This is a genomic window from Pseudomonas sp. LS1212, from assembly GCF_024741815.1.
Classification (GTDB): domain Bacteria; phylum Pseudomonadota; class Gammaproteobacteria; order Pseudomonadales; family Pseudomonadaceae; genus Aquipseudomonas.
The window spans coordinates 1,041,078-1,066,846 of sequence record NZ_CP102951.1 but is presented as its reverse complement, the minus strand read 5'-3'; the positions used below and the strand labels follow the sequence as shown (position 1 = coordinate 1,066,846).

25 protein-coding genes and 1 pseudogene are annotated in these 25,769 nt (G+C 57.9%); 10 read left to right on the top strand and 16 right to left on the bottom strand.

Annotation, left to right across the window (positions count from 1 at the left end):
- Positions 1–9: 9 nt before the first annotated feature.
- Both NVV94_RS04860 and NVV94_RS04855 read right to left on the bottom strand, forming a co-directional pair.
- Positions 10–945 carry a glutathione S-transferase family protein gene (locus tag NVV94_RS04860; RefSeq protein WP_258446104.1) on the bottom strand — a complete coding sequence of 312 codons (936 nt, stop codon included), beginning with the start codon at positions 943–945 and terminating at the stop codon, positions 10–12.
- 65 nt (positions 946–1,010) lie between these two features.
- Entirely contained in the window at positions 1,011–1,334 is a 324-nt protein-coding gene (locus tag NVV94_RS04855; protein WP_258446103.1) for a GIY-YIG nuclease family protein, read from the bottom strand.
- A 421-nt stretch (positions 1,335–1,755) separates the two neighbouring features.
- On the opposite strand from NVV94_RS04855, the gene NVV94_RS04850 reads away from it, so the two are divergent.
- Positions 1,756–2,544: a gamma-glutamyl-gamma-aminobutyrate hydrolase family protein gene (locus NVV94_RS04850; protein ID WP_258446102.1), complete on the top strand. Its 789-nt coding sequence runs from the start codon at positions 1,756–1,758 to the stop codon at positions 2,542–2,544.
- Here the strand turns inward: NVV94_RS04850 and NVV94_RS04845 are convergent.
- The 8 genes and pseudogenes from NVV94_RS04845 to NVV94_RS04810 form a co-directional block, all read right to left on the bottom strand.
- Positions 2,541–2,660: pseudogene (locus NVV94_RS04845) on the bottom strand (DUF4440 domain-containing protein); the annotation flags it as partial. The gene NVV94_RS04850 and the pseudogene NVV94_RS04845 sit on opposite strands and share 4 nt — an antisense overlap.
- A 116-nt stretch (positions 2,661–2,776) precedes the next feature.
- Positions 2,777–2,980 (bottom strand): DUF3077 domain-containing protein, encoded by a 204-nt coding sequence (locus tag NVV94_RS04840; RefSeq protein ID WP_258446101.1) that lies wholly within the window; start codon positions 2,978–2,980, stop codon positions 2,777–2,779.
- 454 nt (positions 2,981–3,434) lie between these two features.
- Positions 3,435–4,718: an MFS transporter gene (locus tag NVV94_RS04835; RefSeq protein ID WP_258446100.1), complete on the bottom strand. Its 1,284-nt coding sequence runs from the start codon at positions 4,716–4,718 to the stop codon at positions 3,435–3,437.
- Between the two features lie 12 nt (positions 4,719–4,730).
- The gene (locus tag NVV94_RS04830) at positions 4,731–5,384 is read right to left on the bottom strand and encodes a FadR/GntR family transcriptional regulator (protein ID WP_258446099.1); all 654 of its coding nucleotides are present in this window, start codon (positions 5,382–5,384) and stop codon (positions 4,731–4,733) included.
- Between the two features lie 259 nt (positions 5,385–5,643).
- Entirely contained in the window at positions 5,644–6,408 is a 765-nt protein-coding gene (locus NVV94_RS04825; RefSeq protein ID WP_258446098.1) for an amino acid ABC transporter ATP-binding protein, read from the bottom strand.
- A 10-nt stretch (positions 6,409–6,418) separates the two neighbouring features.
- Complete coding sequence (locus NVV94_RS04820; RefSeq protein ID WP_258446097.1) at positions 6,419–7,516, bottom strand: amino acid ABC transporter permease; 1,098 nt, start codon at positions 7,514–7,516, stop codon at positions 6,419–6,421.
- Positions 7,517–7,526: 10 nt separating this feature from the next.
- Positions 7,527–8,705: an amino acid ABC transporter permease gene (locus NVV94_RS04815; protein ID WP_258446096.1), complete on the bottom strand. Its 1,179-nt coding sequence runs from the start codon at positions 8,703–8,705 to the stop codon at positions 7,527–7,529.
- 66 nt (positions 8,706–8,771) lie between these two features.
- Complete coding sequence (locus tag NVV94_RS04810) at positions 8,772–9,800, bottom strand: amino acid ABC transporter substrate-binding protein (RefSeq protein WP_258446095.1); 1,029 nt, start codon at positions 9,798–9,800, stop codon at positions 8,772–8,774.
- Between the two features lie 333 nt (positions 9,801–10,133).
- Between NVV94_RS04810 and NVV94_RS04805 the strand changes: the two genes are divergently transcribed.
- From NVV94_RS04805 to NVV94_RS04785, 5 genes are all read left to right on the top strand, one after another.
- Entirely contained in the window at positions 10,134–10,790 is a 657-nt protein-coding gene (locus tag NVV94_RS04805) for an alpha/beta hydrolase (RefSeq protein ID WP_258446094.1), read from the top strand.
- Between the two features lie 102 nt (positions 10,791–10,892).
- Positions 10,893–12,326 carry an ATP-dependent RNA helicase RhlB gene (gene rhlB, locus NVV94_RS04800; RefSeq protein WP_258446093.1) on the top strand — a complete coding sequence of 478 codons (1,434 nt, stop codon included), beginning with the start codon at positions 10,893–10,895 and terminating at the stop codon, positions 12,324–12,326.
- 227 nt (positions 12,327–12,553) lie between these two features.
- A complete protein-coding gene (locus tag NVV94_RS04795) occupies positions 12,554–13,504 on the top strand; it encodes an ornithine cyclodeaminase family protein (protein WP_258446092.1) in 951 nt (316 codons plus the stop codon).
- Positions 13,505–13,528: 24 nt separating this feature from the next.
- The gene (locus NVV94_RS04790) at positions 13,529–14,674 is read left to right on the top strand and encodes an FAD-binding oxidoreductase (protein ID WP_258446091.1); all 1,146 of its coding nucleotides are present in this window, start codon (positions 13,529–13,531) and stop codon (positions 14,672–14,674) included.
- A gap of 74 nt (positions 14,675–14,748) precedes the next feature.
- Positions 14,749–15,375: a transcriptional regulator gene (locus NVV94_RS04785; protein ID WP_258446090.1), complete on the top strand. Its 627-nt coding sequence runs from the start codon at positions 14,749–14,751 to the stop codon at positions 15,373–15,375.
- 26 nt (positions 15,376–15,401) lie between these two features.
- Here the strand turns inward: NVV94_RS04785 and NVV94_RS04780 are convergent, their stop codons facing one another.
- From NVV94_RS04780 to moaC, 4 genes are all read right to left on the bottom strand, one after another.
- The gene (locus NVV94_RS04780; protein ID WP_258446089.1) at positions 15,402–16,178 is read right to left on the bottom strand and encodes an ABC transporter substrate-binding protein; all 777 of its coding nucleotides are present in this window, start codon (positions 16,176–16,178) and stop codon (positions 15,402–15,404) included.
- A 293-nt stretch (positions 16,179–16,471) separates the two neighbouring features.
- Positions 16,472–16,930 (bottom strand): molybdopterin synthase catalytic subunit MoaE, encoded by a 459-nt coding sequence (gene moaE, locus NVV94_RS04775; RefSeq protein ID WP_258446088.1) that lies wholly within the window; start codon positions 16,928–16,930, stop codon positions 16,472–16,474.
- A gap of 2 nt (positions 16,931–16,932) precedes the next feature.
- Complete coding sequence (locus NVV94_RS04770) at positions 16,933–17,178, bottom strand: MoaD/ThiS family protein (RefSeq protein WP_258446087.1); 246 nt, start codon at positions 17,176–17,178, stop codon at positions 16,933–16,935.
- On the bottom strand, positions 17,175–17,648 hold the full coding sequence (moaC, locus tag NVV94_RS04765; RefSeq protein WP_258446086.1) for a cyclic pyranopterin monophosphate synthase MoaC: 474 nt from the start codon (positions 17,646–17,648) through the stop codon (positions 17,175–17,177). Before moaC ends, NVV94_RS04770 begins: the two co-directional genes overlap by 4 nt.
- A 487-nt stretch (positions 17,649–18,135) precedes the next feature.
- Here moaC and NVV94_RS04760 point away from each other — a divergent pair, with 487 nt between their 5' ends.
- The 3 genes from NVV94_RS04760 to NVV94_RS04750 are packed head-to-tail and all read left to right on the top strand — an operon-like array spanning position 18,136 to position 21,285.
- Positions 18,136–19,200 (top strand): hypothetical protein, encoded by a 1,065-nt coding sequence (locus NVV94_RS04760; protein ID WP_258446085.1) that lies wholly within the window; start codon positions 18,136–18,138, stop codon positions 19,198–19,200.
- 4 nt (positions 19,201–19,204) lie between these two features.
- Complete coding sequence (locus NVV94_RS04755) at positions 19,205–20,731, top strand: hypothetical protein (RefSeq protein ID WP_258446084.1); 1,527 nt, start codon at positions 19,205–19,207, stop codon at positions 20,729–20,731.
- Positions 20,728–21,285 (top strand): hypothetical protein, encoded by a 558-nt coding sequence (locus NVV94_RS04750; RefSeq protein ID WP_258446083.1) that lies wholly within the window; start codon positions 20,728–20,730, stop codon positions 21,283–21,285. Before NVV94_RS04755 ends, NVV94_RS04750 begins: the two co-directional genes overlap by 4 nt.
- Positions 21,286–21,391: 106 nt before the next feature.
- On the opposite strand, the gene NVV94_RS04745 is transcribed toward NVV94_RS04750, so the two are convergent.
- On the bottom strand, positions 21,392–22,786 hold the full coding sequence (locus tag NVV94_RS04745; RefSeq protein WP_258446082.1) for a PhoH family protein: 1,395 nt from the start codon (positions 22,784–22,786) through the stop codon (positions 21,392–21,394).
- 335 nt (positions 22,787–23,121) lie between these two features.
- On the bottom strand, positions 23,122–24,255 hold the full coding sequence (locus tag NVV94_RS04740; RefSeq protein ID WP_258446081.1) for a polysaccharide deacetylase family protein: 1,134 nt from the start codon (positions 24,253–24,255) through the stop codon (positions 23,122–23,124).
- A 245-nt stretch (positions 24,256–24,500) separates the two neighbouring features.
- Here NVV94_RS04740 and yaaA point away from each other — a divergent pair, with 245 nt between their 5' ends.
- Positions 24,501–25,280: a peroxide stress protein YaaA gene (gene yaaA / locus NVV94_RS04735; RefSeq protein WP_258446080.1), complete on the top strand. Its 780-nt coding sequence runs from the start codon at positions 24,501–24,503 to the stop codon at positions 25,278–25,280.
- Positions 25,281–25,769 lie beyond the last annotated feature (489 nt).

Below are 25,769 nucleotides of genomic sequence, written 5' to 3'. Positions count from 1 at the left end.
CCCGCTGCCTCAGCGCGCCTCTACCTTGAAGCCAAACCGCGGAAAGTGCACATGCACCACCCCGGCCCGTTCATCCTCGCGGCGTAGAATCAACTCCTCGACCCCGGCAAACACCAACTCCCCTTCCACCGGATCCACGCCATAGTCGGTCGCGGCAATCGACACCCGATCACCAGCCTTGAAACCATTGAGCTCATTGAAGGCCTCTTCCGGCAAGGGCGCCGGTTGAGCATCGCACGCAATCGCCAGGGCTTCTTCGCTACTGAGCTCGCTATAGGCGCCGTGACCGAAGCCCAGCACGCGCCCCAGCCACGCATGCACGGCCGGGTGCGCATCGACCAAGGGCGCCGTCACCGGCGTGCCCTTGAGGAACCACAACGGATGGGCCATGGCGAAGTCGGCAATCGACGGCTCGCCGAACAGGTAGTCGCCCTCCTCACGCTGCAGTTGTTGCTCCAGCCGCGCCATGATCGTCGGCCACTGGTGTTTGGCCTGCTCGGCGGACAGACGCTGGGCACTGCCGCCACTGAACAGCGCCTTTCGGTCGTCGATAAAGGCCTTGACCGCTTCGGGAGGCAGGCGGGCAAAACGCACGGCAACCGATTCGGGTTGGAACACCAGGCTTACCGCATGCTGGAACACCACCGAATCGGCCCAGGCGGCGAAGGCGGCAGTGGTCATTTCCTGGCCTTCGGGGAAGAGCGCAGGCAAGGCTTTTTCCTGGTCCAGGCGGCGGGCGATCAGAGCGGTGTCGCAATAGATATCAGCCCCGACCTGCAACACCGGCGTCTTGCGATAACCACCGGTCAATGCCGTCAGGTCCGGTTTGGGCATGACCGGCGAGATCAGGACAGAACGCCACGATGCCCCCTTGAAGCCCAGCAGCAGGCGGGCTTTTTCGGCAAAGGGTGAAGTGGGGTAGTGATGCAGGATCAGATCGGTCATCTTGGGCTCCGTCACATGAAGGTATGCTTTGAGCTTACCCTTGGCGTTTGCAGAAGCCTACCCGCTCAAGCCGATAACGACTCATCAGGTTCGCTGATCGGCGTGAACGACGCGACCAGGGCTTCCTTGGCGCTTTTTCTGAGTTTTTTGATCAAGCGCTCTTGCCGAAGGGCTTCCCCCTTGTCGCCACAGGCTTCGACATAAACCAGTGCCACTGCCGGGCTCGAGCAAAAAAATCGCGCACCCTTGCCACGCTGGTGGGCGGCGAAGCGGCGCTGAGGATCATCGCTGATGCCGCAGTACAAGGAACCGTTGGCGGCGCGGACCAGGTAAACACTCCACGCCTTGCTGGCGGGGCTGGATGAGGTGCAGGGGCTGGAGTCAGTCATGGAGCAAATGGGCACAAGGCGCTAAAGGCTTCAGCTTAACGTCTCTGCCGTCGAGCTGAACAGACTGTTAAAGATATTTGATCAATAGCTACGCTCAAAGCCCGACAGCGCAAGGCTTTCACGGCTAAAACAGTAGGCTTCAGCCCTAATGGCCTGAAAAAAATTCCAGAGAAAAACACCACTACCGTTTGACATATTTTACGGCTTTGGCAGACTGGTGCGCAGGTTCCGGCCACTATCAGGCCGGCTCGGGCAGACGACCATAGCGCCAGCGCACTCCGGACAACGCTTCGGATGCAGCTTCCAGCCAGGGGTGTTGCCCAAGCCGCTCGTCCTGCGAGCGACAGTACGGAACCTGTTGAAACAGGCCACGAGCGCCTGCAAAAACCACGACAGGCCCAGCCTGTCACCAAGGTGACGTATGTCAAACAGCAATACTGCAAACCCTGCCAAGAAAACCCGTAAACCCGTAGTACTGATGTCCATGGGCGCCCAGGAGCGCAAAGGGCACGCCTACCAGGTCATGACCCACAAATACATCACGCCGCTGGTGGATATCGCCGGCTGCGTCGCCGTATTGGCGCCGACCTGCTGTGGCACCGAAGACCTCGATCAATACCTGGACCTGGTCGACGGCGTATACCTGACCGGTGCCGGCAGCAACATCGACCCTGCCCTGTATGGCCAGGACAACCTGACCCCGGAAAAGGCCCAGGACCGCGACCGCGACCTGTTCGACATTCCGCTGGTTCGTGCTGCCATCGCCCGTGGCCTGCCGATTCTGGGTGTCTGCCGTGGCATGCAGGAAATCAACGTGGCACTCGGTGGCGACATCTACCAGAAGGTCTACGCCGAAGATGGCTTCAACGATCACCGTGAAGACACCGACGAGCCTGTCGACATGCAGTACGCCGAGAGCCACAGCGTGAACCTGGTGCCCGGCACCTGGTTCGCCGAACTGATGGGCACCGACTCGATCAAGGTCAACTCGCTGCACGGCCAGGGCATCAAGACCCTGGGCGAAGGCCTGGCACCGCTGGCCCATGCCGAAGACGGACTGATCGAAGCCATCCATGCGCCCGACCTGCCGCAGTTTACCTGCGCGGTGCAGTGGCACCCGGAATGGCAAGCTACGAGCAACCCGGATTCGGTGAAACTGTTCTCCGCCTTCGGCGAAGCCTGCCGCAAGCGCGTTGCAGAAAGCGTTTAACGCCCCGCCTGGAACGCGCGCAGCCCTTTGAGCGCCTGCTGGTGCACCTTGCCTTGCACCAGCGGCGTCCATCCCAGCAGCAGGCCCTTGGCCCCCAAGGCCTTAGTCGCTGCCCGGCTTCATTCCTCTTCCTCGATGATCAGTCGAGAACTATCGCCTCCTGAGAGGCGTTAGTCGAGATACAAGCCGCTGCCGCAGGCTGCGCTGAGACCCGAAGGGGCTCCGGCGGTCGTCAGAATCTGCGCCCGCTACGCGGTCGAGCGCAGCCTTCGGCGCATTCGATGAGGGTGGTGGCGTGGAGCAAGGCGTCTTCGGCGGGAATGCCGGCGCGCACGGCGAACAGTGGTTGGCCGTTGCTGTCGAGGGTGCCGAAGGGTTTTTCGATGGTGGTGAGTGCAGGGGTGGAAGTTGGCGGATCGGGGACGATTTTTATCATTTTTTCAGCCTCGGTATGGTGAAGCCGCCTACCGATCGCTGCGAAACGAATAAAGGTGGCAGCTATACGCGGGTTCGCAGACCGAGACAGAGGCAACTCGGCGCACCCGAAGATGCCCCACGTACAGCCGCCATAACAAAGTTCCAGCTATAAAAATGCCGAATCTCGGAAATGAACGCTGTAATGCCTTCTGTAACCAGGGCTGCGAAACCCGGTCGTTGAATTGGCAACGACTGGGCAACACTAACTACCCGGAAACACAGGCGCAACAGCGTTTGAGGCGGGCTGATTATGATTGGGAAATGGCGTTCGCGAAATAAAGAAATTGCCTACAGTTGTATCGCTATCGCTGGCAAGCCAGCTCCCACAGGGGGGGTTGAGGCGGACCCGCGATTTGTGGACCCCAGCGATCTTCTGTGGGAGCTGGCTTGCCAGCGATGCAGCCAACTCGGTCTCAAACCTTTTCGCTTTCAACCCGCACATAAAGCGCCCGCCCCGCCCCCAACCCGGCAACGATGGCACCCACCCCGATCACCCCAAAAATCCACCCCAGCGCATCCCAGCCGCCGGTCATGTCATGGACGATTCCCACGGCAAACGGCCCCATCGACGCCAGCGTATAGCCAATGCCCTGGGCCATGCCCGAAAGGTTCGCCGCCACATGGGAATCACGTGAGCGCAGCACGATCAGGGTCAAGGCCAGGCTGAAGGTAGCGCCCTGCCCCAGCCCAAGCACCACAGCCCAGCCCCACAGCCCTTCGATCGGTGCATAGAGACAGCCGAACAGCCCGGCCAAGGTCAGCAGCATCACAATCAGGATCGCCGGACGCTGGTCACGCCCACGGGTCGCCAGCCACGGCGCAGTGAGCGAGCTTGCCAGTTGCACTATCACCGAACCGGACAATACCAGCCCGGCCTCGGTCGCCGTCAGGCCACGACTGATCAGAATCGATGGCAACCAGCCAAACACGATGTAGGCCAGCGAGGATTGCAGCCCCATGTACAGCGTGACCTGCCACGCCAGCGGATCACGGAACAACCCGCGTACCCGATACGCCACTTGATGCGCACCATGCCCTTGCTTGGCTTGCGGCAACCAGAACAGCGCCGCGACCAGCGCCGGCAGCAGCCAGAAACCCAGCCCCATCGCCCAACTGTCGCCCAGATGCTCGCTCAACGGCACCGTGGCACCGGCCGCCATCGCCGCGCCCAGGCACAGCGCCATGGTGTAGACCCCGGTCATGGTCCCGGCCTGCTGGGCGAAATCCCGTTTGACGATGCCCGGCAAGAGCACGCCGATCACGCCGATACTGGCCCCGGCGAGGATGCTCCCGGCGAACAGCCCGACTGAGCCCAACGAGCTGCGCAAGGCGATGCCCGCGGCTAGCATCACGAGGATCCCCAGGACCACCCGCTCACTGCCAAATCGCCGCGCCAGCACTGGCGCCAACGGCGCGAACAAGCCCAGGCAGAGCACTGGCAATGTGGTCAGCAAGCCAGCCTGCGCGGCGCTCAGGCCAAGGCTTTGCGACACATCGCTGAGCAGCGGGGCCATGCTCGACAAGGCCGGGCGCAGGTTCAACGCCACCAGAATCAAGCCCAGCAACAGCAACCAGGGGCGCTTGAGCACGACCGGCTGTTGTTGCACCTGTTCATCATCGGCTTCGCAGTCGATCAACAGTTCGTCGAGCTCGGGGGACGGCCGGCTGCTGGTGGCAGGTGTAGCGTTATCAGGCATGGTTATCTCGGGTCAGGGTTCATCAATCAAGGTCCGGCACAGCGTCTTGGCCCGCTCCGGGTCACGCTGTTCGACGGCCTCGAGCATGTCCACGTGCAGGTCGAAGACCGACTGCCGCCGTGGTCCATGGCTCAGGCTATGGCGCACGGCTGCCCCGACCACGCTGGAGAAATAGCGGTACAACTCGCTCAGGGTCGGGTTGTGCGCGGCATCGACCAGCCGGCGGTGAAACACCAGGTCGCAGGCGATGTAGCAATCCAGGTCGTGGTGGTAGTGCGCTTGGCTCTCTTTCAGCGCTTCGCGCAGGCCTTGCAGGTCTTGCTCGGTACGCCGCAGGGCGGCCAGGCCGATGGCTTCGGCTTCGATGATGTGCCGGGTTTCCCGGGCGTGCTCCAGCGAGCAGCTGGACAAGGCTTTGATGGTGTCGAGCGGGTCGACGTTGCCGCGCAAGTAGCTGCCATCGCCCTGGCGTATTTCGATCAGGCCGGTGAACGCCAGTACGCGCATGGCTTCACGCACGGTGTTGCGGCTGATGCCTAGTTCGCTGGCCAGCTCCGGTTCGGTCGGCAGGCGCTGGCCGATGGTCCAGGCGCCGTTGTTGATGCGCTGGCGTAGTTGCTCCAGGGCCTGGTCGACGAGGGAGCGTTTGATGAGGGGGGTTGGCATGGGTTCTCGCTTAACATCCAATCATAGGATGAATTTGCAGGAAAGGTTAATCGCAAATTGGACAGGAGGCAAATTGCGGAGCCCATTGCGACCGCTTCGCGCTCGAGCGCAGCCTGCGGCAGCGGCTACACCGTCCACGTCATGCCGACCCATGTAGCCGCTGCCGCAGGCTGCGCTCGACCGCGAAGCGGTCGCAGCAATCGGCCAGACAAACAAAAAGCCCGGAACAAGTCCGGGCTTCTTCAGTACATACGCTGGATCAATGCAAAATCTGGCTCAAGAACAACTTCGTCCGCTCATTCTGCGGATTATCGAAGAAGTCATGGGGCGCCGCCTGCTCAATGATCTCCCCTCTGTCCATGAAAATCACCCGGTTCGCCACCGTCCGGGCAAAGCCCATTTCGTGGGTCACGCAGAGCATGGTCATGCCGTCTTCGGCCAGGCTGACCATGGTGTCGAGTACTTCCTTGACCATTTCCGGGTCGAGCGCGGAGGTGGGCTCGTCGAACAGCATGATCTTGGGTTTCATGCACAGGGCACGGGCAATCGCTACCCGCTGCTGCTGGCCACCGGACAACTGCCCCGGGTATTTGTTGGCCTGCTCGGGAATGCGCACGCGCTCAAGGTAGTGCATGGCAATTTCCTCGGCCTTGCGCTTGGGCATCTTGCGCACCCACATCGGTGCCAGGGTGCAGTTCTGCAAAATGGTCAGGTGCGGGAACAGGTTGAAGTGCTGGAACACCATGCCCACTTCGCGGCGGATGGCCTCGATCTGCTTGAGATCGTTGGTCAGCTCTACCCCATCGACCACGATGCGGCCCTGCTGGTGCTCTTCCAGGCGGTTGAGGCAGCGGATAGTGGTCGACTTGCCCGAGCCCGAAGGCCCGCACAGGACAATACGCTCGCCCTGACGCACGTTCAGGTTGATGTCCTTGAGCACGTGGAACTGGCCGTACCACTTGTTCACGCCCTGCATCTGAATAATGCCTTCAGGGCCCACAGGCTGTTTGATCGCTTCACTCATGAGAAAACTCCTAACGCTTGTGGCCTGTATCCAGCTTACGCTCCAGATGCATGGAGTAGCGGGACATACCGAAACAGAAAATCCAGAACACCAGGGCCGCGAACACATAGCCCTCGGTCGCCATGCCCAGCCATGCCGGGTCGGCAGCCGCCTGCTTGACGCTGTTGAGCAAGTCGAACAGGCCGATGATGATGACCAGGCTGGTGTCCTTGAACAGGGCGATGAAGGTGTTGACGATGCCGGGGATCACCAGCTTCAGGGCTTGCGGCAGAATCACCAGGCCCATGCTGCGCCAGTAGCCCAGGCCCATGGCCGCAGCCGCTTCATACTGGCCCTTGGGGATGGCCTGCAGGCCGCCGCGCACCACCTCGGCGATGTACGCCGACTGGAACAGGATTACGCCGATCAGCGCGCGCAGCAGCTTGTCGAAGCTCATGCCTTCAGGCAGGAACAACGGCAGCATGACCGAGGACATGAACAGCACGGTGATCAACGGCACGCCGCGCCAGAACTCGATGAAGGTCACGCAGACCACGCGAATGGCCGGCATCTTCGAGCGTCGCCCCAGCGCCAGCAGAATGCCCAGCGGCAAGGCACCGACAATGCCCACGGTGGCAATCACCAGGGTCAGCATCAGGCCGCCCCACTGGCTGGTCGGCACCGTCTCCAGGCCCAGGTACCCCCCGTGCAGCAAGGTATAGGCCAGGATCGGGTAGATCACCAGGAAGCTCAGCCCGTAAATGGCCTTGTGCGGGAAGCGGTTGACGAACAACGGCGCCACGCCAATGATCGCCAGCCACACGGTCAGGTCCACGCGCCAGCGCAGGCCTGTCGGGTAGTAACCGTACATGAACTGGCCGAAACGCTGCTGGATGAATACCCAGCAGGCGCCTTCCTTGGTGCAGTCGGCACGGGTGGTGCCGACCCAGTTGGCATCGAGGATCGCCCACTGCAGCAGCGGCGGCACGATCAACCAGATCAGGTAGATCGCGAACAGGGTCAGCAGGGTGTTCATCCAGCTGGAGAACAGGTGAGCGCGCATCCAGGCCACCGCACCAACGCTGGTTTTCGGGGCGGGCATGTCGGGTTTGAAAGTATGAGTCGTCATGCGCTTCTCCTCACCGCTCGATCAGCGCAATGCGCTTGTTGTACCAGTTCATCAACAGCGAAATGCTGATGCTGATTGCCAGGTACACACTCATGGTGATGGCAATGACTTCGATGGCCTGGCCGGTCTGGTTCAGCACCGTGCCGGCAAACAGCGAAACCATGTCCGGGTAACCGATACCGGCGGCCAGCGAAGAGTTCTTCGCCAGGTTCAGGTATTGGCTGGTCAGTGGCGGGATAATCACGCGCAGTGCCTGCGGCACGATCACCTTGCGCAGGGTCGGCCCTGTGCGCAACCCGAGCGAGCGCGCCGCCTCGGTCTGGCCGTGGCTGACGGACTTGATCCCCGAGCGCACGATTTCCGCAATAAAGGCTGCGGTGTAGCAGGTCAGGGCAATGGTCAAGGCCAGCAGCTCAGGGATCAGTACCCAGCCACCCACGAAGTTGAAGCCCTTGAGCTCCGGCACCGCCCAATGCAACGGGCTGCCAGCGGCAATGACCGACAGCGCCGGAATCACGATCAGCAACCCCAGCCCGGCCCAGAACTTGTGGAACGGCACGCCCGTGGCTTCAAAGCGCTTGTTGGCCCAACGCACCATCAGCACGACGGCCACGATGGCCACCAGCAGGCTGATCGCGAACGGCCAGAAGCCCTCGGCCATCGACGACGCCGGCATGTTCAGGCCACGGTTGCTGAGGAAAAAGGTATCAGCGATGTTGTGACTGTTACGCGGCCCCGGCAACGGCCCCAGTACTGCGAAGTACCAGAACAGGATCTGCAGCAGCGGCGGAATGTTGCGGAAGGTCTCGATGTAGATGGTGGCCAGCTTGCTGATCACCCAGTTCGGCGACAGCCGCGCCACGCCGATGATGAAACCAAGAATGGTCGCCAGCACGATACCGATGATCGAAACCAGCAAGGTGTTGAGCAGGCCGACCACGAAGACCCGGGCGTAAGTGTCCGATTCAGTGTAGTCGATCAGGTGTTGGGCAATACCGAAGCCGGCACTGCGTTCAAGAAAGCCGAACCCCGAAGTGATGCCGCGATGTTCGAGGTTGGTCTGGGTGTTATCAAACAGATACCAGCCCAGGGAGATCACCGCGACAATCGTGATGATCTGGAATAGCCACGCACGCACACGTGGATCGGTCAGGGAAAAACCCTTGGGTGCGCCGATTTCTTTTTGCATGAAGTGCCCCAGGAAAAATGCAATGAAACAGCGCCTGGCAGCGAGTGCTGCCAGGCGCGGGAACAATCAGCGCACTGGCGGTGCGTACTGAATGCCACCCTGGTTCCACAGCGCATTGAGGCCGCGCTTGATCTTCAGCTCGCTGCCCATGCCGATGTTCTTCTCGAACACTTCGCCATAGTTGCCCACTTGCTTGACGATCTGCACTGCCCAGTCCTTCGGCAGCTTCAGGTCCTTGCCGTATTCGCCGTCAGTACCGAGCAGACGTGCGACGTCCGGGTTCTTGGTGGACTTGGCTTCGGCTTCGACGTTTTTCGAGGTGATGCCCATTTCTTCGGCATTGAGCATGGCGAACAGGGTCCACTTGACGATGGTGAACCACTCTTCGTCGCCTTTGCGCACGACCGGGCCCAGCGGCTCCTTGGAGATCACTTCCGGCAGCACCACGTACTCATCCGGGGCGGCCAGCTTGATGCGCTGTGCATACAACTGAGACTGGTCGGAGGTCAGCACGTCGCAACGGCCGCCTTCGAGCGACTTGGCGCTTTCATCGGAGGTGTCGAAGGTGATGGGGGTGTATTTCAGATTGTTGGAGCGGAAGAAGTCGGAGACGTTCAGCTCGGTGGTGGTACCGGCCTGGATACAGATGGTCGCGCCATCGAGTTCCTTGGCGCTGGAAACGCCGAGCTTCTTGTTCACCAGGAAGCCTACGCCGTCGTAGTAAGTCACGCCGGCGAACATCAGACCCATGCCGGCATCACGCGAGCTGGTCCAGGTGGTGTTGCGCGACAGCACGTCGACTTCACCCGACTGCAGGGCGGTGAAACGCTCCTTGGCGTTCAACTGGCTGAATTTGACTTTGGAGGCATCACCGAAGACCGCTGCAGCCACTGCGTGGCAGACATCGACGTCGATGCCGTTGAGCTTGCCGGTCGAATCCGGTACCGAGAAGCCCGGCAGGCCGTCACTGACGCCGCACTGGATAAAACCTTTCTTCTTGACTGCATCGAGGGTTGCGCCCGCCTGCGCAAAACCGCTGACGCCCAATACCGCTGCTGCAGTCATGACCGCCAGGGTGGATTTCAACATCTTCATTCAAAACCTCCATTTTGCTCTTGTTGTATTCGAGCCCAGACTACGCCGCACCCTTATGGGGCGCATCAGACCCGTGTTGGCTTATTTTTGGGTCAATTGGCGCATAAACGCTGTTCTACGACAGCCTTGGACGGTTGATAGTGTTACCGTCCAAACGCGTATCGTCACATCTCGGGTTTAGTAGCAAAGCGCGTACCACAGTGCACGGCTAAAGCGATTCAGTGCACGTCAAGCGTAAAAGTTGTAGCCTTGCGACATCTTCTTCTCTGATCTAACAAGCGTGCCCGAGGTGGTTGCACCTATTGAGAGCGCATGCACTTTTATGGAGCAGTCATGAGCAATCCAATGATTCTTGAACCGGTAAAAGCAGCCGACGCCTGTGTGATCTGGTTGCACGGCTTGGGGGCCGACCGCTACGACTTCCTGCCGGTGGCCGAAGCCTTGCAGGAAACACTGCTGACCACTCGCTTCGTGTTGCCCCAGGCTCCCAGCCGCGCCGTGACCATCAATGGTGGCTACGAAATGCCCAGCTGGTACGATATTCTGGCCATGAGCCCGGCCCGCGCAATCAACCGCGAGCAACTGGACGAGTCGGCAGACCGGGCCATCGAGTTACTCGAAGAACAACGCGCCAGCGGGATCGACCCTACCCGGATCTTCCTGGCAGGCTTCTCCCAGGGCGGCGCGGTGATACTGCACGCGGCCTTCCTGAAATGGCAGGGCCCGCTGGGTGGCGTGCTGGCGCTGTCCACTTATGCCCCGACCTTCCACGACGACCTGCAACCGTCGGCCAGCCAGCAGCGCGTGCCGGTACTGTGCCTGCACGGCCAGTACGATGAAGTGGTGCAGAACGCCATGGGCCGTACCGCTTATGAGTACTTGAAAAAGTGGGGCGTCACCGTTACCTGGCAGGAATACCCAATGGGGCACGAAGTGTTACCCGAAGAGATCCGCGATATCGGCGCCTGGCTGGCCGAACGCCTCATCTGAGGTACAAACTTCCCGCAGCCCGCAGAGCAATCCACTACGCCGCGCCCGCTTCTTGCTTTACACTGCCCGGCGTACATTCCTTAACCAATTGATGAGATGACCGTGCTCAAAGCACTCAAGAAAATGTTCGGAAAAAGCGAGGCTGAGCAGCTCGCACCCGACACGACTACCCCAGCGACGCAACCTGCCGCCCCCGTTGCCAGCCCACAGCCTGGCCCGACTGCTCAACCCCAGGACAGCGCCAGCCCAACGCCGCGCGCCGAGCCCACGGCTGCCGAACACAAGCGTCGCGAGCGCAAGCCAAAACCTGCGGCCTCGTCGTGGAAGCTGGAACACTTCGCCGTCGAGCCGCAAGAAGGCAAGACGCGCTTTCACGATTTCAAGCTGTCGCCTGAATTGATGCACGCGATCCATGACCTGGGTTTCCCCTACTGCACGCCGATCCAGGCGCAGGTGCTGGGCTTTACCCTCAAGGGCCAGGACGCCATTGGTCGGGCCCAGACCGGCACCGGCAAGACCGCGGCCTTCCTGATTTCGATCATCACCCAGCTGCAACAGACGCCACCGCCCAAAGAGCGCTTCATGGGCGAGCCACGGGCCCTGATCATCGCCCCGACCCGCGAACTGGTGGTCCAGATCGCCAAGGATGCGGCCTCCCTGACCAAGTACACCGGGCTCAATGTCATGACCTTCGTCGGCGGCATGGACTTCGACAAGCAACTCAAGCAGCTCGAGTCCCGCCATTGCGACATTCTGGTGGCCACCCCTGGCCGCCTGCTGGACTTCAACCAGCGCGGCGAAGTGCACCTGGACATGGTCGAAGTGATGGTGCTGGACGAAGCCGACCGCATGCTCGACATGGGCTTCATTCCACAAGTGCGCCAGATCATTCGCCAGACCCCGCCGAAAACCGAGCGCCAGACCCTGCTGTTCTCGGCCACCTTCACCGAAGACGTGATGAACCTGGCCAAACAGTGGACGACAGAGCCGGCAATCGTCGAGATCGAGCCGGAGAACGTTGCCAGCGAAACGGTCGAGCAGCACGTCTACGCCGTCGCCGGCAGCGACAAGTACAAACTCCTGTACAACCTGGTGACCATCAACAAATGGGAACGGGTCATCGTCTTCGCCAACCGCAAGGACGAAGTACGCCGCATCGAAGAGCGCCTGGTACGCGATGGTGTCAATGCCGCGCAACTGTCCGGCGATGTACCGCAGCACAAGCGGATCAAGACCCTGGAGAACTTCCGCGAAGGTCGCATCACCGTGCTGGTGGCAACCGATGTGGCGGGGCGCGGGATTCACATCGAAGGCATCAGCCATGTGATCAACTTCACCCTGCCGGAAGTGCCCGACGATTACGTGCACCGCATCGGCCGTACCGGCCGGGCTGGCACCAGTGGTGTTTCGATCAGCTTTGCCGGTGAAGACGACTCCTACCAGCTGCCGTCGATCGAGGCCCTGCTGGGGCGCAAGATCAACTGCGAGACGCCGCCGACCGAATTGCTCAAGCCGGTGCCGCGTAAGCATCATTGATATCAGGCGAGCGCTTTGCGCTCGATCGCTGGCAAGCCAGCTCCCACAATATTGTGAACACCGCATCCCCCTGTGGGAGCGGGCTTGCCCGCGATAAGGCCCAAAGGGCCTTCTAACTACCCAAAGCGCACCCTCTCGACAGGTTGCGCTTTTTTTTGCTCCCGCGATCTTGCCCATAGAAACTAAAAGTCCATAATGGACAAATTAGTTTCCATGGAGAGTCCAGCATGTCCGCGCCCTACGTGATCGACCAACAGCAAGCCCGCACGCTCCTGTCCCAGCTGGACGTCCCGCAGATCCTGCGCAAGCTGTTCCGGGATCTTGCCGCCGGCCAGGCCGTGCAACCTCCCCAGCAGTTGGTCGAATTCCCCCAGGGCGCCGGTGACTTCATCAACTACGGCGGCGTACTGGCCGAAGACCGTGTCTACGGGGTCAAGACTTCGCCCTACATCGTGCGCAGCGAAGGTGCGCTGGTGACCGCCTGGACCTTGCTGATGTCCATGGACAGCGGCCAACCCTTGCTGCTCTGCGACGCTGGCGAACTGACCATCGCCCGCACCGCCGCCACCACTGCCGTGGCCGTCGATGCGCTCGCCCCGGAAGCGGCCAGACGCCTGACCATTATCGGCAGCGGCCTGATTGCACGCGCGCACCTGCACTATGTCAAAGACCTGCGCAGCTGGGAGGACATCCGCATCTACTCCCCTGCCCTGGCCAACAAAAACGCCGAGGCCCAGGCTCAGCTGAAACAACTCGACCCACGTCTGGAAATCGTCAGCGAGCTGCAACATGCCCTGGTCGATGCCGATGTGATCATGCTTTGCACCTCATCGGCGGCACCGGTCATCGACCCGGCCACCCTGAGCAAACCGGCCCTGATCACGTCCATCAGCACCAACGCCCCGCGCGCCCACGAAGTGCCGCCGCAGGCCTTGAACGCCATGGCCGTCTACTGCGACTATCGCCGCACCACGCCAGGCTCGGCCGGGGAAATGCTGATTGCCGGCGAGCAACACGGCTGGCAAAACGAAGCGATCGTTGGCGACCTGCCGGAACTGTTGAGCGGCAAGGCGCCGCGTCCGGATTATCAACGCCATGCGTTCTTCCGCTCGATCGGCCTGGGCCTGGAAGACATCGCCCTGGCCAACGCACTCTATCGTTTGCAGCACGCCGGTTAACCCTCACGCCAGCAGGAGGACTTCATGCAACAGGCTGACTACATCATCATCGGCGGCGGTATCGCCGGCGCTTCCACCGGTTTCTGGCTGTCGCAGCAGGCGCGGGTGATCGTGCTCGAACGTGAATCGCACCCCGGTTACCACTCCACCGGTCGTTCCGCTGCCCTGTACACCGCAGCCTACGGCACGCCCCAGGTGCGTGCCCTGACCCTGGCCAGCCGGGCGTTCTTCGATGCCCCGCCATCGGGCTTTGCCGAGCATCCGCTGCTGACCCCGCGTGGGGAAATGACCGTGGACTTCACCGGCGACCCCGAAGAGCTTCAACGCCAGTACCAGAGCGCCAAGGCCAGTGTGCCGGAGATGGAACTGCTCAGCGCCGCAGAAGCCTGCGCGCGCCTGCCGATCCTGCGTGCGGAAAAGGTCCATGGCGCGCTGTACGACCCCAGCGCCAGCGATATCGACACCGATGCCCTGCACCAGGGCTACCTGCGCGGCATCCGCCGCAACCAGGGCCAGATCCATACCGACAGCGAAGTCGTGCGCCTGGAGCGCACCGCTGAAGGGCTCTGGCAGGTGCACACGGCCACTGCCAGCTACAGCGCACCGGTACTGATCAACGCCGCCGGCGCCTGGGCCGACACCATCGGCGCACTCGCCGGTGCAGCGCCGCTGGGCCTGCAGCCGAAACGTCGGGCCGCCTTCATATTCGCGCCACCGGAGGGATTGGACATCCACCACTGGCCGATGCTGGTGAGCCTGGACGAATCCTTCTACATGAAGCCCGACGCCGGCATGTTCCTGGGCTCTCCTGCCAATGCCGACCCGGTGGACCCGCACGACGTTCAGCCTGAAGAACTGGACATCGCCATGGGCATCTACCAGATCGAAGAAGCCACCACCCTGAGCATTCGCAGGCCTTCCCGGACCTGGGCCGGGTTGCGCAGCTTCGTCAGTGATGGCGACCTGATTTCCGGCTTCGATCCCAAGGTGCCTGGCTTATACTGGGTTGCCGCTCAAGGTGGCTACGGCATCCAGACCTCGGCGGCCATGGGCCAGGCCAGTGCCGCACTGGTTCAGGGCCAACCACTGCCCGAACACCTGCGTTCGTTCGGCCTGAGTGCCGAGATGCTGTCGCCACGCCGCCTGGAGCAATCGCGCGCCGACGGATGACGTGCACAAGTGTTTGCGGCACACTCGCAGCGCCCTGCAATGCCAGGGCGCTGACGTCGTCTGGAGAATCACCCATGAGCCCATCCCGTCCCGATCCCGCCCTGGAGAATTACCGGGCGATTGCCGACGCCATCGCCACGCTGTTTTTCCCCCACGCCGAAGTGGTGCTGCACGACCTGCGCACGCAAAAGATCGATTACATCGCCAACAATCTGTCCAAGCGGGAGGTTGGCGACGATGCCGCACTGGAGGACATGCTCAGCGAAGAAATCAGCGAACGGAACATTGGCCCCTACGAGAAGCTCAATTGGGATGGCCAGAAAATCCGCTCGCTCAGTACCGTGCTGCGCGATGCCCAGGGTGCGTCGATAGCCGTGCTGTGCATCAACCTGAATATTTCCCTGTTTGAAAATGCCAAGGCCGCGCTGGATCTGTTCCTCTCACCGAGCAAACTGATCCCGCAGCCCGATGCGCTGTTTCGCGACGACTGGCAGGAGCGGATCAACACCTTCCTGCACAGCTGGTTGCGCCAGCGTCAATTGGGCCTGAACCTGCTGACCCGCGAGCACAAGCGAGAGCTGGTCCTGGCGCTGCACGCCGAAGGCGCGTTCCGAGGCAAGAGTGCGGCCAACTATGTGGCCAATGTGCTGGGGATGGGCAGAGCGACGGTGTACAAACACCTGAAAGAACTCAAGGCCTGATTCGCATCAGGCCTTGAGGCCGGCAATCAATCGCCGTAAATGTCCGACTTGAAGTACTTGGACTGAATCTTCTGGTACTCGCCATTGGCACGAATGGCATCGATGGCAGTGTTAAGCTGGGTCACCAGTTCCGTATTGCCCTTGCGCACGGCAATCCCGGCGCCCTCGCCAACGTATTTCGGGTCCTTCAACTCCGGGCCGACGAAGGCATAATCGGCGCCGCGCGGCAGCGACAGAAAGTCATCCAGCGGGATGGTATCGGCGAAAATGGCATCCACACGCCCGGATGCCAGGTCCATGTAGATTTCTTCGTTGTTGCTGTAGCGCTTGACCTTGATGCCCTTGGGTTCGAAGTTTTCCGTGGCAAAACGGTCCGTGGTAGTAGCGCGCTGCACGCCAACGGTCTTGCCCTTGAGGCTTTCGTACTGGTCATCGACCACCGCGCCTTTCTTCATCACCAGTCTGGACGAGGTGAAGTAGTACTTGTGGGTAAAATCCACCGAGTTCTTGCGCTCGTCGGTGATGGTCATCGACGACAGCGCCGCGTCGATTTTCTTCACTTTCAGCGAAGGGATCAGCCCGTCGAACTCGACCTCTTTCCACTCGCACTTGACCTGCATCTGCGCGCACAGCGCGTTGCCGATGTCGTAGTCGAAGCCGGTGATCTCGCCCTTGTCGGTCTTGGAGGCAAAGGGTGGATAAGCGGCCTCAATGCCAATACGCAGCGTCTTTTCGGCGGCGAACAGACTGCTGCTGGCCAACAGGCTCAGGGCCAGACCGCTGATCAGGGTGAACTTCTTCATGATGGGTCTCTCTCGCTCGTTATTGGAGGTTTGTTGCAAGACAGAAGAAAGTGAAGGCGTGGACGTGCCTGGAATTATTTTGTACTTATAATTCCATCTTGGACTTTTATGTATTGGTCGTCAATCACCGAGAGCGTGTTGCCATCCACGATCCCTGTAGCCGCTGCCGAAGGCTGCGCTCGGCCGCGAAGCGGACGCAAATTTTCGGACCGAATGAAGGTCCTGCGGACCTTAGCGCAGCCTGCGGCAGCGGCTACATGAAAAGGCGTCCGGCGCGAAGGTGAAGGCGTGTGTCAGGAAGGCTTATCCCACCGCCCCGCCGCCGCATGATCACTGTCCCGCCCCTCCACCCACCGCGGCCCTTCCTGGGTATTTTCCTTCTTCCAGAACGGTGCACGGGTCTTGAGGTAGTCCATGACAAAGTTGCAGGCGTCGAACGCCGCCTGGCGATGGGCGCTGGCCACACCCACGAAAACGATCGGTTCACCCGGCTCCAGGGCGCCAATGCGGTGCAGCACCTCGAGCTTGAGCAGCGGCCAGCGCTGCTCAGCCTCGGCGGCGATCTTGCCCAGGGCCTTTTCCGTCATGCCCGGGTAATGCTCGAGAAACATCCCGGCTACTTCCCGGCCGTCATTGAAGTCGCGCACATAGCCGACAAACCCCACTACCGCACCCACGCCGACGTTGGCGTCATGCAGGGCATTGAGCTCGGCGCCTGGGTCGAAGGCCGCCGCTTGCACCCGGATCGCCATGGTCAGCCTCCGGTCACGGTGGGGAAGAATGCCACTTCGTCGCCGTCGGCCAGGGGCTCGGCTACCTGGCAGAGATCCTGGTTGCGTGCGCACATCAGGTTTTGTTCGGCCAACACTTCGAAGGCACCGCCGCGCTCAAGCAAATGCACGCGCAGTTGATCGACAGTGGCAAAGTCTCCTTCGACCACTTCGCCGTCATGACCGATCGCCTCGCGATAACGGGCAAAATACTGAACGTTCAGTTTCATTGCGGATCCACCTGGTAATGCCCGCTCTTGCCGCCCTGCTTCTCCAGCACCCGCACGCTTTCAATGGTCATGCCACGGTCCACGGCCTTGCACATGTCGTAAATGGTTAGCGCGGCCACGCTGGCGGCGGTGAGGGCTTCCATTTCCACGCCGGTCTGCCCGGCCAGCTTGCAGCGGGCGACGATATGCACTGTGTCGGCGCCTTCGGCCTTGAGCTCGACCTTGACGCTGGTGAGCATCAACGGGTGGCACAGCGGGATGAGGTCGCTGGTTTTCTTCGCGGCCTGGATCCCGGCGATCCGCGCCACGGCGAAGACATCACCCTTGGGGTGCTCGCCATCGACGATCATCTGCAGGGTTTGCGGGAGCATGCGTATACGCGCTTCGGCCACGGCTTCGCGGAACGTCACGGCTTTTTCGGTGACGTCGACCATGTTGGCGCGACCTTGGGAATCGAGATGAGTCAGCACAGCCTTACTCCTGATCAGGAGAGGCGATTGTAAACCCGCGAGTCAGATTTTCGCACCTATCAATGTAGGGGCTGGCGTACGTTGCAAAAAGCTGAAGGGACAGGTCTGAGGATGCCTTGATGACCTCGTTGCTCGTCAAGAATCGACAAGGGTTTGTCGCAAGCTTTGATGATTCTTCAACTGAGCAATGCAGCAAGAATAAGTAACCAAATTTTTCGCAAAATAAAAATATCTCCATTTTTTTTAAAGCAGCACACAGAACCACGCCTTTAACTCAATGAAAAACAACAACTAATTAGAGCCTCTTACAATCCCGTTTATTTACACCCATAGACTGTAAGAAACATCACACAAATTACTGGTTGACCCTGTTTCATCATCCATTCACCTTAGCCAAAATTCCAAAAACCATCCCACATCAGCACCGCGCCGCAATCAACTCCCACAAACAAATCTGAGCCAGGAAACTTCAAAAAGGATATTCACAATGACAGACAACACACTAATAAAAATAACGAAAGCAAATATAAGCAACGACGAAATTTCAATATTGGATGGAGCCATACAAATACCAACGCATAATATCATTGAACGTATACACCTCGACAAAAATAGTGCTCTCATTGTTTCAGGAACCTTAATCGAGGGCATAGGCAATATCCATTCGGACATTGACTGCATCGTTCTTTGTGAGGAAAGGCCAAAAGCGAACGATGTCGCACACCATGATCATGCATTGGTGACAGATATAAACTATCACTTCCTTAGCAAAAACGATGACGTTCACAATACGACCGACTTTTACGGAAATAAAGGTCTACACATCGATACGGATTACATAACATTTAGCGAAGTAGAAGATGTCATCCTGAAAATTGAAAACGCCTTCAATGAGGTCGTATCTGACCAACGGTTTCTCTACAGCCCAGCTTTACTGGAAAGAGAAAACAACATCGTTCATCGTTCGCTGACGGGCTGCGTGCTAGTGAACCAGACAAAATTCAACCAACTCAAAAAAAGAATACCTGTTGAGAAGCATCTATATGTAGCTCACCGAGAAAAACTCCCCGTATTTTATGCATTTCAAGATATTCAAGGGTGTTGGCAATCAGGAAACTTATGGATGGGCTGCGAAATAGCCAGAGACTTAATGTTAAAAACAACCATGAGCTTTACATACCTTACTGGCGTAACCAACAAACACCCAAAATGGATATATTCCAATTTGTTTAGAATACGAGGTTTCGAACATATAAAAAACACCTTCTACAGCTTGTCTCGAAAGGGAGCTATCTCAGAGGTTGAATGTCGTCTATTCATAGAAGAAACTCTTGAGTATATAGACACAGTATTTTTAGCCATGCAAGGACTGCTACAAAAGTGTGAAACATACCCCACACTGCAAGAGTCATTAAACGCCTTGAATCATGAGTTCGACAGCAGAAAACACACAGAGCATAAAATATCAACTTGCGAATACTACTTCAGGAAAAAATATTTTGCCGCTGAAGATACCCCTTCCCTTAACAGCTTACTAAAAGAGTGGGGTTAAGCGAATGAATAAAAAGCGAAGCAGTGAAATGCCAGCCTTGATGGCGATAAATGTTGGTAGTTCTTCAATCAAAACAGCAATTTTTTACAATTGCAGTAGAGTTGATGTCAACATCAATTTCATAGGCCTAGCAACTCAAACAATGAAAGCCAAATATAGCCCAGACCTTGAAATCGGTCATGAGTCGTACACATTAAACACTGGCGACGACCTACTTAAAGCAGCAACTGCAGTGCTGAATAAAGTCAAGACAATCATAGCCAAATTAAAATGGCCAACTCCAGACAAAATAGGTCACCGCGTAAAGTTCGCGGGCTTTGGGTTACCCGCCCAACAAGCAACAGAATTTCAAGAACACATATTAGAGTTCAATGACTATTTAAGCTCGAGACATAATAAACTGTGCCTGACTGTTATCCATGAAGCCAAACGATGCTTTCCAGAAGCCATCCAAATAATCGTTAGAGACCAAGCCGTTAACGATCTCTCATTACATGTACAGGAGAGAATTCCTTTCGAAAAATCGCATATAAAAAGATATGGATTATACGCCAGCGGTTATCACGGCCTTGCCATAAAGGCATGCTTGAGAGAAATAAACAAAACCTGCAACACCCAAAATTTTAGCGGCATTATCTGCCACATTGGTTCTGGCGTTAGCGTGTCTGCATTTATCGAGGGCAAAGCTGTATTTAACACCATGCAGTTCGCGGCTTGTGATGGCCCTATTATGCATAATAGATCAGGAACTCAGCCCGCTGGACTGGTACTGAGGATGCTTAAATATGGATTAAATTCAAACCTACTACCTAACATCCTTAACAGGAGAAGTGGCATTTATGGGTTAGCAGATATCTCCCCCAACAACAATATAACGGTAGAAAGCATATTAAACGATAATCAGTTTTATATTGAAAAAGACACATATTTACTCTCTATTGCAACAGAAATTTTTAAGGCAGTATCTTTTGCACCTGCCGCTTCTAACTTCGTCTTCTCGGGAGGGTTAGCGACAAAACATAAATGGCTAGCTCCTGAGTTACTGTACAGAGCTAAAGTCATTGGCATTGAGGCGAAGCACAACTTAAATCATATAATCAAATACGGACAATCTCAACAAAAACAAATTGACGACCTCAATATCACATTAATTGATATTGATGAGCAAGACGCCATCATTTCTGAAATAACGCACCTTGAAAACAAAACCGCAAGTATCAATTTCTCAGATGGCATTTGTGAAGTTCCTGGAACCTCTGTCGGACTAATAAAAGAGGGGCTTGACGGCTGGGGAGAAGGGAAAATCAGCCTTAATTTAGATAACACAGCATTTAACTTTGATGAAAAAAATCTACCAGAAGCCTACATATTCTCAGGAAGTGACAGGGGAGAGTTTTTCGTTAGGTCCATGTTTGCGCGCTCAATGAAAGTACCGTCGATATTTATAAACGACGAAAATCTTGAACCACAAACAATACTCAACAAAAAAATATACTTAGATACGCCTACGAGAACGGCTATTGAATTATGAAAAATGACATTGATTCCTTCTTTGCCGAAATCCAAAAAAAACAGGGTCCCTGGAAAGCAATCTACAACAAATGCTTATCCGTACAAGAAAAATACAAACCACGGCTACTAAGCCACGACTATGCCTTCAACATAAACAAAATAATGGCACATTACGAAAACGGACTATCAACTAGCGCAACCGCCTGGTGCATTATTACGCTTTGTCAATTAAAAACCGACATAGTCAACACCACCAACATCGCCAATAAAAATACCAACAATCAAAACCCACTTGATAGAGACCTGTTGATTGCATTAAACCTACCGGGCGAACACTTGGACGAAGGCAAGATCATTTGGCGATCACTCCGCGATGATTTCTCTTTTAACACATCCCGCAAACTCAATAATAAACTCCTGAAGGAGTTGCGAAGCCACTTTAGCGAAACGCTGGAGAGCTACACTACCCTCAATAGCATAAAAAGACATTCATCGATTTACTGTGACTTATTTTCTTTATTTATCCACTTGATGTATGGCGAACACAACCCCGAAGGTGATTTACATTATTGATGAGGAGCTGAGTCTCATGAAGAACTTTTATACTTTTATAACTGGACAACCCTTTGTGATCCCGGAACAAAAAGCAGCCGGGCGGCGCAAGGCCGCCCGCTGTTGTTTACAGCATGGTTTCGGCGTATTCGGCCAGGATCGAACGCGGCACCCCTTGCAGGGTGATGTGCACACCGTTGGGGAAGTCCTTGAAGCGCTCGGTCAGGTAGGTCAGGCCCGAGCTGGTGGCGGACAGGTAAGGGGTATCGATCTGCGCCAGGTTGCCCAGGCAGATCACTTTGGAGCCGGCGCCGGCACGGGTGATGATGGTTTTCATCTGGTGCGGCGTCAGGTTCTGGCACTCGTCGATCAGGATCAGGCTTTGCTGGAAGCTGCGACCACGAATGTAGTTCAGCGATTTGAACTGCAGCGGCACCTTGCTGAGGATGTAATCGACACTGCCGTGAGTGCTTTCATCATCCATGTGCAGGGCTTCGAGGTTGTCGGTGATGGCGCCGAGCCATGGCTCCATCTTTTCCGCTTCGGTACCGGGCAGGAACCCGATCTCCTGGTCCAGGCCCTGCACGCTGCGGGTCGCGATAATGCGCCGGTAGCGCTTGCTGACCATGGTCTGCTCGATGGCCGCGGCCAGCGCCAGGATGGTCTTGCCCGAGCCGGCCGCACCGGACAGGTTGACCAGGTGGATATCCGGGTCCAGCAGCGCGAACAGGGCCAGCCCCTGATAGATGTCCCGCGGTTTCAGGCCCCAGGCTTCCTGGTGCAACAGCGGCTCCTGGTGCAGGTCGAGCAGCAGCAGTTCATTGGCTTCGATCCCTTTGATCCAGCCGACGAAACCTTGCTCGTCGATGATGAACTCATTGACGTGAACCGCTGGCAGGTTGTCGATCAGCTGCACCCGATGCCAGGTGCGGCCATGGTCCTGGCGGGTATCGACGGTGCTGACCCGATCCCAGAAGGAACCGGTTACGTTGTGGTAGCCACGCGACAGCAGGGAAACGTCATCGACCAACTGGTCGGTGCTGTAATCCTCGGCGTCGATCCCACAGGCACGCGCTTTCAGGCGCATGTTGATGTCTTTGGTCACCAGCACCACGTTCAAGCTCGGGTTGCGGGTGTGCAGGTCGATCAACTGGTTGATTATGATGTTGTCGTTGAGGTGCTCGGGCAACAGGCTGTGGGGCTCTGTGCGGCGGCTCATCAGAATCGACAGCAGGCCTTTTGGGCCACTCTTGCCACGCTGTATCGGGACACCCTGCTCGACGTCTGCAGGGGTGGCATCGCCCAGTGTCTGGTCAATCAGGCGAATGGCCTGACGGCATTCGGCGGCGACTGAATGTTTTCCGTCCTTGAGCTTGTCGAGCTCCTCCAGCACCGTCATCGGGATCGTGACGTGGTGCTCCTCGAAATTCAGCAGCGCGTTCGGATCGTGAATCAGAACGTTGGTATCGAGCACATAAAGGATCGGCTGGTCGGAAGAGGTGGTGCGTCCTTGATCATCCATACTCGGTCACCTTTGTGGGAGCCAGGCGACGCAATACCAGAGCAGTGCTGCGCCGCGAAGTGGCCGCCGTTCCCCAATCCACTTGTGACGGATCGAGGCTGCGAACAAAGAATGGGCCGGGTCAGGACGCCACCTGTGTTGCAGGGTTCGGCGGTCTGTCTTCTTAATACCGCTAAACGTATGACAGAAAAAAGCACTTTGACGCTTTTTTGAAGTTTATTTTTCGCAAGCATGAAAATCACTTGGCGACTGACCAAAGCACCGCTACAGTCAGAGTTCAACCCGTCAGAAATGATCGGTGAAAAATCCTGCCCAACATGCCTAGACCGCTCTATTCAGCGGCTTTCGGCAAAATCCTCACAGTCTTCCCAACCGATCCCGCTTTGCGCCGTTTGCTGCATGAGCCAGGGCACCGCCGTCTGCGCCTTGGCCTGGGTATCGTGGAAGGCAATCACCCCGCGTCGCCACAACAGCATCAGGGTCAAGACCCGCTGGCCAGACTGCTCGGCAGTCACCTGGCTGTTGGTGTCGAGCGCGTCGATGTCCCAAAGTGCCACCTGCAATTGCTGGCTGCTGAAAAAAGCCTGGCTGTCAGCCCCTCGCTGCCCATAGGGCGGGCGAAACAGCGGGACGAAGTTGTCGGGCAGATCGCCCTGCACCTGGGCCACGCTGCGCAGGACCGAATCCTGCCAGTCGCGCCACTGGCTGTGGGAGCGGTATTGCCAGCCCTGCACGCCTACGCACTGGCCCTCGTACAGCGTACGGAGATCGCCGACCGAGGTCCTGTCGCGGCGTTGCTGCACGCTGTTGCCCAGGACGAAGAAGGTTGCGCTCATCTTCTGTCGGCGCAGGTAGTGGGCCAACGCATCGGTGTAACCGCCCACAGGGCCGGGCCCACCGTCGAACGTCAGCAGAAACAGGCGGTCGTTGAGCTCATCACCGTTGCGTTCAAGGTCCGAGTAACGTTCCACCTCACTGGCTATCTGCGGAAACAGTGCTGCCTTGCGCAACTGCTCGTCGAGGTAGCGCTCATGGAACGTCCGGGCAGGTTCGGCCCAGTGCGCATAGAACGAATCGGCGCCCACCTCGAACTTGCCGGCCTGTTCGCGCAGGCCGGGCACATCCTCGATGGCATAGCAGAAGGAGGCATCCTGCCCGCAACTCTGCTGAGCAAAATCGAAGTTCTGCCACAGGCGTTGCCAAAGACGCTGGCGCAGTTGATTGACCGAGACAAGGTTCACCTGCTTGAGCCCCAGGCGCGTGGCCAGGCCGGCTTCATCCAGCGCCTCGCTGGCCAGCAGCGCCCGGGAAAAGGTCAGGATCTCGGCGCGTGAGGCGACGTCGAACAGGGCTGGGGTGTTCAGCTGCTCGGGCCAGGTGCTGCGGTCGATCGTCGCGACCGGCGGCTGTGGGGCGGCCTGGGCGAGGACGCTCAATAATGCGGCAACGAATATGAAAGCGATGCGCAAGACAAGTCTCCGTTTATGCGCGGTGCGCTATTAAGCGGGCTTCGCCCTATCGCGGGCAAGCCCGCTCCCACATTGGATCGATGGAATGCCCTTGTTTTGTGGCCGGCCGCAACCTCTGTGGGAGCTGGCTTGCCAGCGATGCGGCCACCTCAATTCATCGGCTTAAACCCAAACTATCGACACCATAACTGGAGATCATCCCCCATCCCCCCTAAAATCCGCGCCATGCTTAAAGGAGCCTACATATGCTGACGGTGATTTCCCCGGCCAAGACCCTCGACTTTGAAACACCGCCCGTCATTGCGCGGCACACCCAGCCGCAATACCTGGACCATTCCCAGGAACTGATCCTGCAGCTGCGCGAACTGTCGCCGGCGCAGGTCAGCGAGCTGATGCACCTGTCCGACAAGCTCGCCGGCCTCAACGTCGCGCGTTTCGGCAGTTGGACCCCGGCATTCACCCCGGCCAATGCCAAGCAGGCCCTGCTCGCCTTCAAGGGTGATGTTTACACGGGCCTGGACGCCGAAAGCCTCGGCGAAGACGATTTCAGCTATGCCCAGGACCACTTGCGCATGCTTTCGGGCCTGTACGGCCTGCTGCGCCCGCTGGACCTGATGCAACCCTACCGCCTGGAGATGGGTACCAAACTGGCCAATGCCCGTGGCAAGGACCTGTATGCGTTCTGGGGCACGCGCATCAGCGAATGGCTCAACGAAGCCCTGGCAGACCAGGGCGACGACATCCTGCTCAACCTGGCCAGCACCGAATACTTCTCGGCCGTGAAGCGCTCGGCTCTGAATGCGCGAATCATCAACACCGAATTCCGCGACTGGAAGAACGGCCAGTACAAGATCATCAGCTTCTACGCCAAGAAGGCCCGCGGCATGATGAGCCGGTTCGTGATCCAGGAGCAAATCAACGATCCGGAGCAGCTCAAGCAGTTCGATGTGCAGGGGTACCGGTTCAGTGCCGAGCTCTCCAAGCCGGACAATCTGGTGTTTCTGCGCGATCATCCTGAGGAATAAACAGGCCCGCACGTTCTGCGTTCACGACGCTGGAGCGTCTGCCGAGGCATTCCCACGCGTGGGAACGAGTAGCAACTTCCCCCCTTCCTGACCCTGGTTCCCACGCTCTGCGTGGGAATCGCGCCCCTGACGCTCCGCGTCGCAGCCAAATGGCGCCATATCAATGACGCCAATATTTCGACTCCGTATATATGGCCATTTGAAATCTCACCACTCGTAGTTTTTTTATCAACAAATCGATAATTTTTTTCAGTGCTGGCACAAAACTATCTCACACTAGAATGCTCCTTTATATATAGGGGTAAAGCCCGCAAGTGCTATCAGATTGAAAGTACGCAAAGCCGAAGAATTATTAAAAATATCGTCATCCTTTGCGAACGAGCTTCGGAACTAATCTCCTTGAGGACCGCTCATACACACCGTAACGATTCTCTGGCGATCTGTGAGAGATAACTTACATTACGGCCGGAAGGGGCCTGAAAGTTATGT